Here is a 17058-nt window from a genome sequence, read left to right as displayed (position 1 = left end):
TTATAGTTATTTACTAATTAATGATGGTGCTCCTCAATCGCAGTACCAATAAACAAGGCGGTAAGCAGTGTAAAAATGAACGCCTGTAACATGGCAACCAATAATTCAAGCACATCCATAAACACCACGAAAGCTACAGATACTGGCGCGATAGCCACAGACTTAAACACGAATATCAGTGATATTAAGCTAAGTACAATAATGTGACCCGCTGTAATGTTTGCGAACAAACGAATCATTAATGCGAATGGCTTTGAAAAGATCCCCAATATCTCAACAACCCACCATAATGGCCACAACCAAACCGGCACTGAGCTTGGTACAAAAATGTGCGCCCAATAGTGTTTGTTACCATTAAAATTAACTACCAGCAGGGTTATCACTGCAAGCACCATAGTCACAGCGATATTACCGGTAAGGTTTGAACCACCCGGAAAGAACGGCACTAAACCAATCAGGTTATTAATCAGGATAAAGAAAAACACGGTCAACAATAACGGCATAAAACGCGCATATTTATAACCGATATTTGGCAACGCGATCTCATCGCGCACAAATAAAATAACGGGCTCAAGGAACGACTGCAAGCCCTTTGGAGCTTTACCAATACGCTTCCGATAGGCTGATGCCACACTAAGAAAAATAAGAAGCAATGCAAAAACTGACATCAGCATTGAAGCTACATTTTTGGTGATAGACAGATCGAAAACTTTGGCCGCAGTATCTTCTGTTTTATCTTCGCCGGTTACTGCTTTTATTTTATCATGCACAAGGGCGTATTTATAGTATTTACCCCCGTGAATTTTTTCACCCTCTTCAAACACTGACGACATGAAAACTTCAAGTCCTTTATCAGTGTAAAGTATTACCGGAAGCGGCATAGCAAGTTTTCCACCTATGTGGAAATAATGGGAATCCGAAATGTGCTCCATAATGGTTTCAGTCGGATCAAATTTGGCTTCTTCCTTTGTTTCGGTGGCGGGCTCAGCGGGATTTTTTTCTTGTAAAGCGAGTGCTTTTACAGATACAAACAGCGAAAAAACGCTTAAAACGATACCTAAGGTGATTTTTTTTGAGTTCAAAACAGGCCTAAAATCCATTAGCAGAGAGTTTTTTACTTTAATTTTTGGTTGCGCAAGGTACACAACAAACCGTAAATTTCAAAGGCTATGTTTAAGAAATAAACGTAAAAAAAATTGACCAGGAAAATCCCGTTGTTTGGTTTTATCTTCATCAGAAAAAACAGGGCGAAGAACATTGCCGCTAAAATCTTGACAGTAGTAGCAGCAAGAAAGGTTTGAGTGTACAGCGAGTAGTTGATCTTACCCACAAAATTCACCAAAAAAACGGTGATAAATGTAAGCATCGATATAAAAAAAAAGATGAGCCAAAAGCGCGGTACGAGCCAGTTGGCATGGCCGGTATAAATAAGCAAAACAGGAGGGATTGCCGTGATAATTACGAACAGGAAAAAGGATAGGATAACGCGCGCCAATTTTGTCAATTTTTTACAGATCGAATAACAAGGAATAATGCAATGAACACCCCGGTAAGCGAAAGTGCGGCAGTAACCCACTTTACAGCATGCCGGGCGCTCTCGTCAATTTTATAACCAACGAAGGCGCAAATACCGATGACCACGATCATCTGGAACGCGATACCGGAAAACTTAGCATAGCTGCTAACCTCCTTACCTACCTCATCTTTGTTATTTTCGTCATTTTCGGGCATGCGCAAATTTATTAAACCTATTGCATAATCTTTAGTATTTTAGCAATGCTTTTTTAACTACCATATAGCATTGAGGCGATTATCATCATCCTATAAATCAAACACCCACTTTTTTTTTCTGTTTGCAGTTATACTGGTAGCGGCAGGTTGTTCGCTTGAAAAACAAAGCGGGTTTAACCGCACCATGCAAAACCTCACTGCCCACTACAACATATTATTTAATGCTAACGAAATTTTAAGGCTCAAGCAGGAAAGCTATGCAGCATCTTTTCCCGATGCCTATAGTGAACTATTAAATGTTTACCCCGATACCACCGCACAAACAGGTACGCCTGATAAGGACCTGGAAGAAGCCATTGTAAAAGCCAACAAGATCATCAGTATTAAGGAGCAAAGCCATTATTTAGGTGATGCTTACCTGGTACTGGGCAAATCCCGGTACCTGGAGGCTAATTATTTTGATGCTGTTGAGTATTGTAATTATGTAACCCGTTCATTTGGCAAACAAGCCAATCTAAAGCAGGAGGCTTTGGTATGGAAAGCCCGCGGGCTTATGTACCTTAACCAGTTACCTTTAGCTAAACTGGTAATTGATTCGGCCATACAGGATATCAACCCTAAAAAAAATATTACTGCCGATGTTTACGCCACCAAGCTGCAATATGATATCTTAACCCAAAACTATGCCGAAGCCCAAGAGATGGCTAAACTGGCCATTAAATACAGTTATATCAGCAATCTCAAACTCCGCTGGATATTTATCCTGGGCCAATTACAGGAAGTCAACCTCAAGCCGGCCGATGCCTATGAAAGCTATACCCGCATAGTTAAAAGCAACGCCAGTTTTGAAATGGCATTTAATGCCAACCTTAACAGGATCCGCATACGCGACAATCAAAACGGTGTTAAAGCCAGTAAGATCGACCTATTACGTGCCCTGCTTAAGAATGAAGACAATGCCGATTTTTACGACCAGATCTATTACCAGATTGGTGAACAACAGTTCAAAGCCGGCGAAATCGACAACGCGCTGAAAAGTTACAAGCAATCGGTACGGGTTAGCACCAAAAACCAAAACCAAAAAGGGCTGTCATACCTGCGCATTGCCGATATCAACTTTAAAAACAAGGCCGATTACGCAAACGCCAGGCTTTATTATGACAGTACGCTCAATAACCTGTCGACAAATTATCCCGGTTATCAGCTCATCCGCAAAAAGGCCGATAACCTGCAGATTCTTACCCGCCTGCTTGAAACCATCTCGCGCGAAGATACTCTGCAAATGCTTGCCGCTTTGGATGAAAAAGCCCGTGATGCCCATATAGATGAAATGGTAGCCCGCAAAACACGCCAGCAGCAACAAGCCGCTTTGGAAACCACCGGTGCCGCTGCCAATGTCAATAACGGCACTATGTCAAATACGCTCGACAGGAACAATAATTCATCTTCCTCCAATAAAAACAGCGGCAGTACGTTTTACTTTTACAATAACAGCGCCATAAGCCAGGGTTATAATGACTTTAAGCGTTTATGGGGCAACCGTAAGCTGGACGATAACTGGCGCCGCAGCAGGCGTTCAAATACTGGTATTCCTACAGCCAATACCGGCATTGGCTCACAGGTTAATGATCCGGATGCGCCTGTTGGCAGCGCAGCTTATAATACTGCCAATGTATCGGCAGGCACTTTTAGACAGGACCTGGTTAAAAACCTGCCTCTGACTCCCGCCCTACTGCAGCAATCAAATTTCAGGGTTTATAACGCCTATTTTGAAATGGCTAATTTTTATCGCGATGTATTGGAAGATAAAAAGGAAGCTATTGCCACTTACGAAACCCTGCTTGCGCGTTTCCCTCAAAGCAACGATAAGCCTTCAGTTTATTATAACCTGTACAGGCTTTATGCCGATATAGACGCTGCAAAGTCAAACGATTACAAAAACAGGCTGCTTAAAGAGTATCCGGAAAGTGTATTTGCTAAAGTAATTCTCGATCCGGATTATGCACGCAAGCTGGCAGATGTAGATGCTGTATTTAACGGCTTTTATAACGAAGTGTACGATCAGTATGCTCAAAAGCAATACGCAAAAGTGATTGAGAAAGCAAATGATTTGCTTAACAAATATCCTGACAACCGGTATGCAGCGCAGTTATACTATCTGAAAGCTATTGCTGCCGGGCATATGGAAAAGTTGCCGCCATTTCAGGCCGATCTGCAGTTAATCGCCGCAAAATATCCGCAGGATAAGCTCATCGCCCCACTGGTAAACCAACACCTGGCCTATATCGATTCGAACAAGGTCGAAATAGCTGCGCGTCCGGTGGTATTATTTAATGATGATCCTAACGAGATCCCTTTTACCCCACCAGTAGCATATCAAAAACAAACAGAATACCGTCCGCCATATACCCCATCGGCACAAAATGTAACTCCCCAGGAGCGCCTGCCCGAACGGGACACGCGTATAATAGCCGGAGCTAAAACATCGGCACCACAAATTCAGCAGGCTGCAATTCAACAACCAAAACAACTTGCCGTAGGCCAGATCCCTTTACCGCAACACCAAATGCCGGATACTTCAAGGGATATAGCCACGCAGCAGGCACCTAAACAAAAAGATACTGTGGCTACGGTTCACCCGGCCGCCATTAACAATACACCAGCGGTAAACTACATATTCAGCAAGCGCGACAGCAGCAACTATTACTTTGTGATAAATGTATCCAGTGGTACAACTAATCTGGCTTCTACACGTTTTGGAGTAGGGCAGTTTAACCGTACACGATACACCCGCAGCGAAGTAATCCACCACGTTAAAAGCGTTGGCGAAAATAACCAGCTGATATACGTTGGCCGTTTTTACAGCCTTGCCGATGCTAAAGATTATGCACGTACCATTGTACCTCTGCTACCCGATATTATGAAGGTTCCAAAGGATAAATACAGCATTTTTATCATTACCAAAGAAAATCTGGATAAATTAGCAACCCAAAGTATATTGGATAGTTATTTTGACTACTATCAGAAATTTTATTAGAAAATGAGAACCACTAACACAAGGTTTAACTCGAAAAATCAACTCCAGCCTGCAGATATAAGAAGATACAACTGGTACATATGGCGAATTGTGCTTGGCCTTTTTGCTTTTGTTGTTATGATGATAACACTCACTATTTTTGATGTGTTTGGTCAGCTGCCTTCGTTCCGCGACCTCGAAAACCCCAAGAGCAACCAGGCTACAGAGATCATCTCGTCCGACAAACAGGTATTGGGGACTTACTATATTCAAAACCGTTCCAACGTTACTTACCGCGAACTGTCACCAAACGTAATTAACGCTTTGGTTGCTACCGAAGATAAACGATTTTATGACCATTCAGGTATTGATTTTGGCCGAAGCTTTACCATTTTCGCGCATTTGCTTATTGGGCAAAAGCAGGGTGGCAGTACCATAACACAACAGCTGGCGCTTAACCTTTTTTCAGAACGATCTGCCAATCCATTTAAGCGGATCATTCAAAAACTACAGGAGTGGGTTACAGCTGTTAAGCTTGAACGTCATTACACCAAAGAAGAGATCCTCACCATGTACCTCAACACGGTCGACTTTGGTGCTTATAACACTTATGGCATCAAATCGGCCGCGCGCACTTATTTTAACACTACGCCAGATAAACTAACACCCGATCAGGCTGCCCTGTTAATAGGCATGGTTAACGGCCCGGGCATTTATTCGCCTATCCGTCACCCGGATAATGCACTTAAAAGGCGCAACCTGGTACTAAACCGTATGGCCGAACAAAATTACCTGAGTGAAGGCCAGGTTGAAGAATATAAACGCAAGCCACTTGGCCTTGATTTTCACCAAAACAATCATTTTGACGGACTGGCTCCATACTTCCGTTCGGTATTGAAGAAAGAGCTTCAAAAGATCTTTAAAGAACAGAATATTAACCGCCCTGATGGCACCCCTTACGATCTTGACCGCGACGGCTTAAAAATATATACCACCATTGATGCCACCATGCAGCAATATGCGGAGGATGCGCAGCGTGATTATATGAAAGATTTGCAGGCACAGTTCAATGACCACTGGCGCGGCCGTAACCTTTACAAAAGCATCCACAACTTCAAATTTTTGCTTGACCAGGGCATGCAAAAATCTGACAGGTACAAACAACTTAAACAACAGGAAAAATCTGACGAGGAGATTGAAGAAAACTTCAAGACCAAAACCATGCTTAACCTGTTTACCTGGCACGGCAATATCGATACCATGATGAGGCCAATTGACAGCATTATCTACTGTAAAATGCTTTTGCGTAATGCTCTCATGAGTATGGATCCCACAACCGGCTATGTTAAGGCATGGGTTGGCGGCACCAACTTTGAACATTTTAAATACGACCAGGTAAAGAATGGCACCCGCCAGGTAGGTTCAACAGCCAAACCATTTACTTATGCTGTGGCTATCGACAACGGCTACTCTCCATGTATGAAAATCAATAACGTGCCTGATACTATCCGTGGTTATGGCGCGCCGTGGTGCCCGCGCTCGTCGCCATCCGAAACTTTGCCGGGCTTTATTACTTTAAGGCAGGCATTAGCACACTCACAAAACTGGGTTACGGCCCACGTTATGGGCGAGGTTAAACCAGAACCTGTTGTTGATCTGATCAAAAAAATGGGTATTACAACCAATGTTCCGCCTTATCCTTCAATTTGCCTGGGTACGTTTGATGCCTCTGTTTTTGAAATGACGGCCGCTTACTCCGCTTTCGCCAACCACGGCCTGTGGACAGAGCCTACTTATATTTTACGCATTGAAGATAAAAACGGCAACGTGTTGTACACCCATACTCCGCGCGTGGTGCAAGCCATGAACCCGCAAACGGCTTATGTGATGACCTATATGCTTAAAGGAGTTATTGAAGATGGTACCGGTTCAAGATTAACCTATAAATATGGTTTACGCAACCCTATCGGTGGTAAAACCGGTACAACTCAAAATAACTCCGACGGTTGGTTTATAGGTATAACCCCACAACTGGTTACCGGCTTATGGACAGGTTGCGAAGATCGTGACATTGCCTTCCAGAGCACCCGTTTGGGCGAAGGTGCCAACAGTGCCCTGCCGATATTTGCGCTGTACATGAAAAAGGTATATGCCAATGCAGCTTTAGGCATCAAAAAGAATGTTGATTTTGATGCCCCAGCGAATGGAGTTAGCATCATATTGGATTGCGGGGCCTATAACCAGCAACAGCAGGGAACTACTGAGGTAGATAAGAAATTGGGATTCTGATAGTTCATTCGTTCACTTGTTCATTGGTAAGTAGTTTAATAGCATGAGCCATCACTCGCTCGAAGATTTAGAGGTATACAGATTGGCTGATACTTTCAGCGATGAAATTTGGTTTATAGTAAGTGAGTGGGACTATTTTACCAAGGATACCGTTGGTAAACAAATAGTACGTTCTGCCGATTCAATTAGCGCGAATATTGCAGAAGGCTATGGAAGATACCATTACAAGGAAAACCGCAATTTCTGTTATTTTAGTCGGGGTTCAATTTTGGAAACCAAAGGCTGGCTTCAGAAATCAAAGAAAAGAAACCTGATAACTGATGAGCAATTCAATGATCTGTTTGAAAAATTACAGGTCATCCATATCAAATTAAATTCATACCTAAAGTTTATTGGCAAACGCGAGGGCAATAAAGGAGACCAATAAACAATAAGCTATGTTTCATTGGTAAAACAACCGCCAAGCAGACCAATGAACTAATGAACCATTGAACTAATGAACCAATTCGATTACAGGGCAGCTTTAAAAAACATTCCTCACAAACCCGGGGTTTACCAATACTGGGATAGTGAGCAGGAACTGATATATATTGGTAAGGCCAAGGACTTGCGTAATCGTGTTGGGTCGTACTTTAACCAGGATATTCATATTAATGCTAAAACACGGGTACTGGTATCCAAGATTCGTGCTATTACTTTTACCATAGTTGATACAGAGGTTGATGCCTGGCTGCTGGAGAACAGCATGATCAAAAAGCATCAGCCCCGCTACAACGTAATGCTGAAGGATGATAAAACCTACCCATGGATCATCATTAAAAACGAGAATTACCCACGCATCTTCTGGACCCGCCGTATAATAAAAGACGGCTCTAAATATCTTGGGCCCTATGCATCGGTGAGCATGATGCACAACATTTTGGGACTTATCAAGGAAACTTACCCTTTACGTACCTGTAACTTACAGCTCACCCGCGAAAATATCGACAAAGGAAAGTTTAAAGTTTGTTTGGAGTACCAGTTGGGCAACTGCAAAGGCCCCTGCCAAAACTACCAAACAGAAGAAGACTACGATAACAGCATTGAGGAAATCAAGGATATCCTCAATGGCAAGATAGGTGCAGTTCTTCGCCGCTTAAAAAATGAGATGGAAGCAGCGGCCATAGAAATGAATTTTGAGCTGGCGCACCGGCTCAAACGCAAGTTCGAACTGCTTGAAAATTACCAAAGCAAATCCACTGTTGTTAACTCATCTATTACTGATGTGGATGTGTTCAGCATAGCATCTGAAGAAAAACTGGCTTTCGTTAACTTTCTGAAGGTGATGAATGGTACCATTATCCAAACGCAAACCATCGAACTAAAAAAACGCCTTGACGAAAGCGACGAGGAATTGCTTACGCTGGCCATATCCGAGTTCAGAAGCCGTTACAGCAGCGACAGCAAGGAAATCATCGTACCGTTTGATATCGATCTTGAGGATCATCCGAACATTAAATTCACGGTACCTAAACTGGGCGAAAAACGCAAATTGCTTGACCTTTCGCAAAAGAATGTACAGTTCTTTAAAAAGGAAAAGATTGACCAGTACGAGAAACTGAACCCCGAGATCCGCACCGAACGGTTGCTTACGCAAATGATGAAAGACCTGCGCATGAACCAACTTCCGCGCCATATTGAATGCTTTGATAACTCCAACTTTCAGGGCAAGTACCCGGTATCGGCCATTGTGGTATTTAAAGATGGAAAGCCCTCTAAAAAAGATTACCGCCACTTCAATGTTAAAACCGTTGAGGGCCCTAACGACTTTGCCACTATGGAAGAAGCCGTACACCGCCGTTATCGCCGGATGCTGGATGAAGGAACAGAACTACCGCAACTGATTGTGATTGACGGTGGCAAGGGGCAATTATCCTCGGCAATGCATAGCCTCAAATTATTAGGCATAGATAAAAAAGTAACAGTAATAGGCATTGCCAAACGCCTGGAGGAGCTTTATTACCCTAACGATCAGTACCCTATGTATCTCGACAAAAAATCGGAAACACTTAAAGTAATCCAGCACCTGCGAGATGAAGCACACCGTTTTGGGATCACTTTTCACCGCAAAAAGCGCGATAAGGGCACATTGGCAACAGAACTTGAGTTGATAGAGGGCATAGGCAAAACTACAGCCGAAAAGCTGCTTAAATACTTTAAATCGGTAAAGAAGATCCGCGAAGCTAATGAGGAAATGCTGCTCGAAGTGGTAAATCTTAAACAAGCCAAAGCCATATTGGCTTATTTTAATACAGGAGCAGAAATTGGGCAAGGATAGCTCCCGGATTACTACACCTAAAACAACAAAGTCCTGGTTCAATCAACCAGGACTTCTTTATATATTGATGTTTGTGATTTTTATTACTGAGCTATATAAAATGATTTTTGGTCGCCATCCTGGTAAACATGGATTGATTTTTTAACAACCTGGTTATTGGTGTAGATTTCCATGGTGTATTCACCATCTGCCAAACCGGTTAACACATAACCTTTACTTACATCAGTTTTGCTCGGCACAATGTCTTTCAACAAAAGTTCATTGTCCTTGTTGTAAACTTTCACCATTGATTTCCCGCTTTCAGATTTTGCAAAGTTTACTGTCAAACCGCGATCATGATCAAGGGATTTAAAGCTTACAACTTCTTTTGCTTTAGGGGTAACATCGTTAGGATCAACAAAGGCTTTGGCTGTTGTAGTAGCAAATACTCCTGCGGTTAATAATACAAATAAGGCTGATAATTTTATTGAGGTTTTCATGATCGTAAGGTTTTAATGTTTTAAATATGTTGTGTTGTTGTTTTCAATGATCAAATGAACAACATATATTTTGATCGCTAAAAAGTGTTATACCAGCTGTAGAGATATATAGACAAAATCTCAAAAGCACTCGGCAAACCCGAAAAACGCCTTATTTATCCCTATTTCAGGCGTTGGTCGGAATTTTGGGGGAGTTGGTAGAAAGGAGTAAGCGATTGGTCAGGCCTGGGGTGAAAATCGCATATGAAAAGAGATAAGCAATTGTTATCCTCTTAAATGTTTACCGGCTAAATAAGTATGCAAGAAGCGCGACGAAATCTTACTCCCCTTTACAAGAAAACAGTTCTTTAAAACAAAACAGGCGATGAAAATTCATCGCCTGTTTTGTAAAATCTTGTTTAATCTTAATGTATTAGTACTGCCAAAGATTAAGCTCCCAGTCAAGAAGGGACTTCTTAACCCTTTCTGATTCGTAAAGCTTATCAATGCCCTGAGCATAATCTTTTATACGCTCATCTTTGTCGTTACTTTCTTTAACGATATAACTGGTAAAGATGCGTTTTATAAATACGTCGTCAAAGCTCAAGCCTGTGGCATCACTGTTACGGCTAACCACTTCTTTAGTTGCAAGTACTGCACGTGCTTCAGGAAAATAGATCCAAAAAGCAGGCTGAAAATCAATGTCAAGTGTACCTGTACCTTTAGGTTTAACCAAGGGAGCAATACCTATAATCCGGGGCTCAAATACAGAGCGCTGCTTATCAAAGATCCAATCTTCCTTAATGCGGAATTTAAGTACGCTATCGGGATTAAACTCACCTGCAACAAGCGTGGATGATATAACATTATTATCCTTATCGCGCTTTTCAACCACACTACTGTCAGATGCTAAACGGCCGCGGGCTTGTGCACCTGTTAAGGGAGTAGTAAAACCATCGCCATTGGGATCATCCTTTTTTCCCGGAGTTGGGTCGTACGCGGTAAGCTCGCCTTTGGCTATAGCGTCAAGCAATACATCAATTAAACGGCCTTTGGGTGAAGCCAGGTACTGGTTCATCTTTTCGCGTACATCAATTTCGCGCCAAACGCGTTTGGCAAATGCTACATCATTTTCACGCAAGTTAGGATACGGTGTAACCTTGGCGTTTAAAATATTGTTCTTTTTGTAATAGCCGTCAAGCGGCCTGTCAAAAGGTTTTGCAGCAATTTTACTTGCAGTATCAAGGGGTTGCTGGCTGGTAACATTATCCGGCTGAACCTGTACAGGTTTCTGAGTTGTTTGCCTGGCGGTAGTTGTCTTTTTTGCCGGCGGCCTCTTGGTGCGTTTTTTTTGCGCATAAGCACTTACACAAGCCAGGCACAGGATAACAACTAAAATTCTCTTTTTCATACGCGTTTAATTTGCGGATAATACAATCGGGTCAAGTGACCTCGGTGAATGGTCAGGGCCTACCGCAACGATATCCTTAAATATAACAGTAGTTCCTGGTGTAACCGTATTCAAAGCACTATGCATAGCGCCGGTTAATTCACCACCAGAGCCTGATAAAATAATGGCATCCTGGCGCGGTTTTACAACCAGCATAGTAAAGTGCGTTACGTTAAATTTAGCATCAAAGTCAAAGTTATCCAACTGGGCAAAAAGCCTGTCTTGTGCCCTGATATTAGCCGAACTGGTGTTACCACCACTTTTACCTGCAAACTGTGGCTTAGGGTCAGGGATCCTTTTGATACGGAACTCCGTTGAACCTAATACCGCTCCTTTTGCACCGCTAACAGAAATCGTAGCTCTGCCTATACTGCTTACCGTAGCTGTATAATGCCCGCCCGAACCGCTAAGCGAACCGGCGCCGCTAAAATGCACGTTTAAGTCGCTTGCTGCTACACCAGGCGCGGATACCGAAATAGGATTCGGAACGCCAATATAAAGCACGTTCATTTTATCAGGAGAAATAACTGCCGAAGGTCTTGCAACTGTATACTCCTGCTTAAAAGGATAAGAATCATTTTTGCCGGTAGTATTGTTTTTAACCGTGATAAAACCTTCCACGGTATGTTTTCCTTCGCCGCTTGCAGTAATAGTATAATTACCCTTACCATCTGTAACAGATACCCTGCTACCGTTAACGGTAATATCAGGGTTTGATTTTGAATCGTAAGCAGTTAAAAAGATCTGGGCAGTATAGGGTTGTCCGGCTATAACATAGCTGCTTGGCGCTACCACCACTGCACTGAACTTATCAAGCGTAACCTGTGCCTGGTCAATTTTGCCTAATAATTTTTTAACTACTTCGTTTTCGGCATTTTTGCTATCAGCTTCAATTTTGGCTAAAGTAGTGAGGGCCGCGCCTAAAGGTATGCCATCACCAAAGTTAGCTTCCTGCCATGATTTTCTAACATCCCCATGCGGTTTAGGCGCTACGGTATTTAGTGAAAACTGTACGCCTACACTGTCCTTACCTAAAGCTACCATTAACCTTTGGCGGGTTTCATCAATTTTAGCTTTCAGTTTCTCCCCATTTTTTTGATTGATCATGATACGGGGCGATATATCCAGGTTATCCCGTGCGTCAACGTCATCAATCTCCGGGTTAATGCCGCCGCCTTCCTGAATCAGCTTTGCTTTCAACTGTTCAACGTAGGTATTCAATTCTGCAGCTATAGCACTTGCCTGTTTAGCCTTATCATAAATTGGTTTCGCCCGTTCAGCCTGTTCTTTCAATTTTGTAGCCTCAAAAGCGCTGTATGTGTTTTGCAAACCAGTATTAACATTCCTGGTTGATGCATCCAAACTATTCGTAATATTCTTAAACGCGTCCAACAGGCTATCCGGTACGTTAAGGGCAATGAGGCCCAATAGTACCAGGTATAGTATACCTATCATTCGCTGTCTTGGGGTTTCCTTACCTCCGGCCATTTATTATAAATCTTTTCTGGTAATCAATTAATTAATTATATTAAACACGCGGCTGGTTCATAGCTGTGAGCATGTTACCATAAATTGCGTTTAATGATGCCAGGTTCTTAGCCAATCGCCCTACCTCTTCCTTAAACTGTTTTGAATCATCCATTGATTCATTAAAGTTGTTCATGGTAAGCGAAAGGTTCTGGTAAAATTTATTCATTGATTTTAAGTGCGCGCTTGAATCTTGCAATTCCAGCTCGTAAACCGCATTAAGTGCCGATAAGTTTTTAGCCAATTGGTTAACCTGATCGTGATATGCCTTTGAATCAACATTGGAGTTTGCCATTTCGGTCAAATTGGCCGATGCCTTGTCAAATGACACACTTAGTTTTTCATAACTTGCAGTAGCCTCTTTAACTTTGCTTGTGAAAGCTATAGTAGCTTCCCCTGCATCGGTAACACGTGATATAGCGGCTACCTTATCGCCAAATGTACGTAAACCATCACCAAGGCTGCGCACCAGCTCAGGGCCAATTTTTGCGTCTTCCATCATTTTATCCAGCGCAGCAGTTGTTGAAGGGCTTGTATTACCACCGCCCCTTACAGTGGCTTTCGGAAGCTCTCCCTGAAAGTCTTCATTTAATTCGGGATACACACGTGCCCAGTTAATTTCTTTGTCTTCTCTCTGAAATCCTAATATAAAAAACAGTATAGCCTCAGTTATAAGTCCCCCTGCTATCCAGTAAGTGGCACCGGGCCAATGCAAAATCTTAAACATTAACCCTATAATCACCACAGTAGCACCCCATGATACGATGTTGCCTATTCCGTAAGGTTTTTTCTTTCCAGCCATAATAATTCAGAAGTAAACTTTTATTTTTTAATTTGATTTGCTTGCGTTTAACTAACTCTTGATTAGCGTTTATCTGTAATGTCGCGCCCTAAATATTTGGTGACGCAGCGGAAACCGATATATGATTTAGCAGTGTCCTGGTATTCGTAGGTCCGGGTTGAGTTTTGAAGAAAGTATCCAATATCTTTCCATGAGCCCCCGCGTACAACTTTACGCTTCAATATTTCGGGGTCGGTAGACTTAGCTTCGTAATTGAATGTTGGTGCAAGATCATGCACAAATGTTGACGCTGATTCGTCAAAAGCAGATAATGTCCATTCAGCTACGTTACCTGCCATATTGTATAAACCATAATCATTAGGGAAGTATGAACGTACCGGCACAGTATACGCGCCGCCGTCATCGGTATAATTACCACGCCCCGGCTTAAAGTTAGCCAGTAAACAACCTTTTGCATTTTTAATGTAAGGCCCTCCCCACGGATAATCGGTACCTATCCTGCCGCCACGTGCCGCGTACTCAAACTCGGCTTCCGTAGGTAAGCTGTAAGGTGCACGGTGCGGTAAATGGCGTTTATCTTTATAAGCGTCATTATAGCGTGTACGCCATACACTGTAAGCTCTGGCCTGCCTCCAGGTTACCCCTACAACAGGGTAATTACGGAATGCAGGATGTGAAAAATAACTTTCAACCATAGGCTCGTTAGCGGCATATGAAAAATCGCTTAACCAAACAAGCGTATCAGGGTATACCGCTACGGTATCACGAACAATGAAGTCGGAACGATGTTTTGTTTTATCGTTATGATGATCTGCAGCATCGCGCAGGGTAAACAAAGCGTAGTTATATTTAAGTAAGCGCACGTCAACCTCATTACGGTCAAACACACGGTCATCACCCTGGTAATACATACCCTGCAGTTTTTGAGTATTGTTTGCCTGGTTGCCTTTACTGCTCCAGATAGGGTTTTTCTTTACAAACTCCCAGTTGATGAATTTTTTACCGCCATTATTATTACTGGCGCCACCTTTGGGCTGAATGAAATACTTATTATCGTTGATATAATTGGTAATGGCTATTGAATCGCGCACCCAGTTTACAAACATTTTGTACTGACTGTTGCTGGTTTCGGTTTGATCCATAAAAAACGGAGAAACAGTAACCTGTTTAGTTTGGGCTATCTGGGCAAAGGTTACATCCTGATCAGTTTGCCCCATAAGGAAACTACCACCCGGAATATAAACCATTCCGTAAGGCACCTCGGCCCTGAATGATCTTGCAGGAACTCCCACAACTTCCCCCCGGTCACCGCCTCCGCGGCCACAACCACTTAATACACCACCTGCTAAAACAATTATTAAAAAGTAGATCTGCTTCATTTTACAATCAAAATCAGTTATATAACTATAACACAATGCAACGTCCGAATATATTACATTTTACTCAATGTAAGCTATAAAAAACGATAATTTGGCTTCTTGAACCGATAAACTGTGCACTTATCTTCTCAATGCCACACAAAACGCTATATAATTAACAAACCGCTAACCAATTGTTAACATGACAATTAGTTAGCGGTTATACGGGTAAATATGGTAAAAAGTTGCAGCCTGGTTAAATAAATTTCCAGTTTATTTGTTTACAAGCTTAACATACTGCTCAATAGCCATTGTCATTGACGGCGCGCCGGGGGTTGGAGCTGGTATATCCAAAATTAAGCCAGCCTCAAGCACTGCCTTATGAGTAGTCGCCCCAAAAGCGGCGATGCGTGTATTGTTTTGCTTAAAATCGGGAAAGTTTTTATACAGCGATTGTATACTTGACGGGCTAAAAAATGCTATAACATCATAAAACACATCGGCGAGGTCAGAAAGATCGCTGCAAACCGTGCGGAAAAGCACCGCTGGGGTAAAGTTATAACCGTTCTCCAGCAAAAAACGCTGCGTTTCTTCGGCAGCAACATCCGAGCATGGGTAAAGGAATTTTTCCGACGAATGCTTTTTCAAAACCTCTGCCAGGTCAGCAGCGGTTTGCTTGCCAAAAAAGATCTTACGTTTACGGTACTGAATGTACTTTTGAAGGTAAAGCGCTATGGTTTCTGAAAGGCAAAAGTATTTCATTTCAACAGGCACCTCAAAGCGCATCTCCTCGCATATGCGAAAAAAATGATCGGCAGAATTACGACTGGTAAAGATCACTGCGCTAAAATCAGCTAAGTTGATCTTCTCTTTTCTGAAATCCTTTGCGGGCACACCCTCAACATGAATAAATGATCTGAAATCAATTTTCAGGTTAAGCTTTTTAGCCAGCTCGGCATAAGGATTTTTATCATTTTCGGGCTTAGGCAAAGTAACCAGTATGCTTTTAACCTTTTTCTTTCTATCTTCCAATTCAGTGCTTTTAATAACCTAAATTTTAATATTCAATGCCTTTATTAAAATCAAAACAGGGCAAATTTCGAGGGCACAAAGATACGTAAATAAATAAAACTTATGAAATCGAAAGGTAGAAATTATATTTACGCTGCTCCTGATGTATTGCCATATAAAAATTATAATGATGATAATGAGCGTAACTGTAAGTAATACAGGAATGTATTGTGCACCAAGAAGGCTAAAACAAATAACCACAGGCAAAAAAACAAACGCGATATTAAAATAGGTAAGATGCAGAATATTAAGATATTCGCTCACCAGTTTATTAATATCAAACACAAATCCTAAAAACTTGAGTATTAAAAACTTGAGCGAAAATAAAACAATAATGACTATGGTAAGAAAAGTAAACAGGCCGCTTCCTGCTATTTTATAGTAAACGCCTTTGTATGCAGCCAGTTGATATAAAAACAAACCGAACGTAGCACAAAATAACAAAAACAAGCCCAGGAAAGCCCACGAACTAACCGGACTCTCTTCTTTACCGGCTATCGAAAGTACGCGTTTGCTGTAAAAAGAGGCAAATACATTGCTTACATCTTTGCCCAGGGCAAGGTTAAGAATAGCTGTATACAACAGCATGGCAATAATGAGCACAATAACCCAGGGATCACGCGAAGGGCGGTTATGCCCCTCCATTACCCTGCTCTTTGACCTGGAATGGAGATCAAGAAATCCGTAGCCATGATATAATTCGTGGGCAAAAACGCTATCGGCATATTGGGCACGCATGGCCGCATCAGGCACCCTGAGGTAACGCATAGCAATAGAGTCTGCAATAAATTTATCTCTGTTTTGCATGGCATAAGCTACCGAATCAAGCACCGAATTGCCGGGACGAAAAGCGTGTGTTGGTGATTTTACAGGCGTATCAGCCACTATTGAATCCTGTTGCGCAAAGGCAGCAGTACAATTCAATAAAAACAGCAGGCAACACCAAATAACCAAACAGATCCTCAAAGCTTAAAAAGGGCTTATTATTTTTTGCAAAAGTAGGGTAATTATCTGAACCAGAATTTTATCAATTAATATT

Annotated in this window: 14 protein-coding genes; 4 read left to right on the top strand and 10 right to left on the bottom strand. The window is 42.1% G+C overall.

Annotated features, from left to right (window positions below; all coding sequences use genetic code 11):
• Positions 1–17: 17 nt before the first annotated feature.
• The 3 genes from atpB to BLS28_RS20555 are packed head-to-tail and all read right to left on the bottom strand — an operon-like array spanning position 18 to position 1731.
• A complete protein-coding gene (gene atpB / locus BLS28_RS20565; RefSeq protein WP_091171877.1) occupies positions 18–1100 on the bottom strand; it encodes a F0F1 ATP synthase subunit A in 1083 nt (360 codons plus the stop codon).
• A gap of 14 nt (positions 1101–1114) precedes the next feature.
• The gene (locus BLS28_RS20560) at positions 1115–1495 is read right to left on the bottom strand and encodes a hypothetical protein (protein ID WP_143020832.1); all 381 of its coding nucleotides are present in this window, start codon (positions 1493–1495) and stop codon (positions 1115–1117) included.
• Positions 1496–1500: 5 nt separating this feature from the next.
• The gene (locus BLS28_RS20555; protein WP_091171873.1) at positions 1501–1731 is read right to left on the bottom strand and encodes an AtpZ/AtpI family protein; all 231 of its coding nucleotides are present in this window, start codon (positions 1729–1731) and stop codon (positions 1501–1503) included.
• 70 nt (positions 1732–1801) lie between these two features.
• Here BLS28_RS20555 and porW point away from each other — a divergent pair, with 70 nt between their 5' ends.
• From porW to uvrC, 4 genes are all read left to right on the top strand, one after another.
• Positions 1802–4768, top strand: a complete 2967-nt coding sequence (porW, locus tag BLS28_RS20550) for a type IX secretion system periplasmic lipoprotein PorW/SprE (RefSeq protein WP_091171871.1) — start codon at positions 1802–1804, stop codon at positions 4766–4768.
• Between the two features lie 3 nt (positions 4769–4771).
• Entirely contained in the window at positions 4772–7036 is a 2265-nt protein-coding gene (locus tag BLS28_RS20545; protein ID WP_176844528.1) for a transglycosylase domain-containing protein, read from the top strand.
• Positions 7037–7079: 43 nt separating this feature from the next.
• A complete protein-coding gene (locus BLS28_RS20540) occupies positions 7080–7463 on the top strand; it encodes a four helix bundle protein (protein WP_091171868.1) in 384 nt (127 codons plus the stop codon).
• A gap of 69 nt (positions 7464–7532) precedes the next feature.
• The gene (gene uvrC, locus BLS28_RS20535; RefSeq protein WP_091171866.1) at positions 7533–9353 is read left to right on the top strand and encodes an excinuclease ABC subunit UvrC; all 1821 of its coding nucleotides are present in this window, start codon (positions 7533–7535) and stop codon (positions 9351–9353) included.
• Between the two features lie 83 nt (positions 9354–9436).
• Here the strand turns inward: uvrC and BLS28_RS20530 are convergent, their stop codons facing one another.
• The 7 genes from BLS28_RS20530 to BLS28_RS20500 form a co-directional block, all read right to left on the bottom strand.
• Positions 9437–9832 (bottom strand): hypothetical protein, encoded by a 396-nt coding sequence (locus BLS28_RS20530; protein WP_091171863.1) that lies wholly within the window; start codon positions 9830–9832, stop codon positions 9437–9439.
• Between the two features lie 412 nt (positions 9833–10244).
• Entirely contained in the window at positions 10245–11222 is a 978-nt protein-coding gene (gene porN, locus BLS28_RS20525) for a type IX secretion system ring subunit PorN/GldN (RefSeq protein ID WP_091171862.1), read from the bottom strand.
• 6 nt (positions 11223–11228) lie between these two features.
• Positions 11229–12749 carry a type IX secretion system motor protein PorM/GldM gene (gene porM, locus BLS28_RS20520; RefSeq protein WP_091171860.1) on the bottom strand — a complete coding sequence of 507 codons (1521 nt, stop codon included), beginning with the start codon at positions 12747–12749 and terminating at the stop codon, positions 11229–11231.
• A 40-nt stretch (positions 12750–12789) separates the two neighbouring features.
• Positions 12790–13590 carry a type IX secretion system motor protein PorL/GldL gene (gene porL / locus BLS28_RS20515; RefSeq protein WP_091171858.1) on the bottom strand — a complete coding sequence of 267 codons (801 nt, stop codon included), beginning with the start codon at positions 13588–13590 and terminating at the stop codon, positions 12790–12792.
• A 62-nt stretch (positions 13591–13652) separates the two neighbouring features.
• Positions 13653–14969: a T9SS ring complex lipoprotein PorK/GldK gene (gene porK, locus BLS28_RS20510; protein WP_091171856.1), complete on the bottom strand. Its 1317-nt coding sequence runs from the start codon at positions 14967–14969 to the stop codon at positions 13653–13655.
• A gap of 252 nt (positions 14970–15221) precedes the next feature.
• Entirely contained in the window at positions 15222–15980 is a 759-nt protein-coding gene (locus BLS28_RS20505) for a uroporphyrinogen-III synthase (RefSeq protein WP_090530369.1), read from the bottom strand.
• An 18-nt stretch (positions 15981–15998) separates the two neighbouring features.
• Entirely contained in the window at positions 15999–16943 is a 945-nt protein-coding gene (locus BLS28_RS20500) for a DUF4271 domain-containing protein (RefSeq protein ID WP_091171854.1), read from the bottom strand.
• Positions 16944–17058 lie beyond the last annotated feature (115 nt).

The sequence above is a fragment of the Mucilaginibacter gossypii genome, assembly GCF_900100945.1.
Lineage (GTDB): Bacteria > Bacteroidota > Bacteroidia > Sphingobacteriales > Sphingobacteriaceae > Mucilaginibacter > Mucilaginibacter gossypii.
The sequence above is the reverse complement of the archived record's forward strand: the minus strand, read 5'-3'. Positions and strand labels throughout refer to the sequence as shown.

Coding starts and splice junctions, on each gene's coding strand:
- BLS28_RS20540 (WP_091171868.1), top strand. CDS start 7,080: ATGAGCCATCACTCGCTCGAAGATTTAGAGGTATACAGATTGGCTGAT.
- porK (WP_091171856.1), bottom strand. CDS start 14,969: ATGAAGCAGATCTACTTTTTAATAATTGTTTTAGCAGGTGGTGTATTA.
- atpB (WP_091171877.1), bottom strand. CDS start 1,100: ATGGATTTTAGGCCTGTTTTGAACTCAAAAAAAATCACCTTAGGTATC.
- porN (WP_091171862.1), bottom strand. CDS start 11,222: ATGAAAAAGAGAATTTTAGTTGTTATCCTGTGCCTGGCTTGTGTAAGT.
- porL (WP_091171858.1), bottom strand. CDS start 13,590: ATGGCTGGAAAGAAAAAACCTTACGGAATAGGCAACATCGTATCATGG.
- BLS28_RS20545 (WP_176844528.1), top strand. CDS start 4,772: ATGAGAACCACTAACACAAGGTTTAACTCGAAAAATCAACTCCAGCCT.
- BLS28_RS20530 (WP_091171863.1), bottom strand. CDS start 9,832: ATGAAAACCTCAATAAAATTATCAGCCTTATTTGTATTATTAACCGCA.
- BLS28_RS20555 (WP_091171873.1), bottom strand. CDS start 1,731: ATGCCCGAAAATGACGAAAATAACAAAGATGAGGTAGGTAAGGAGGTT.
- uvrC (WP_091171866.1), top strand. CDS start 7,533: ATGAACCAATTCGATTACAGGGCAGCTTTAAAAAACATTCCTCACAAA.
- porM (WP_091171860.1), bottom strand. CDS start 12,749: ATGGCCGGAGGTAAGGAAACCCCAAGACAGCGAATGATAGGTATACTA.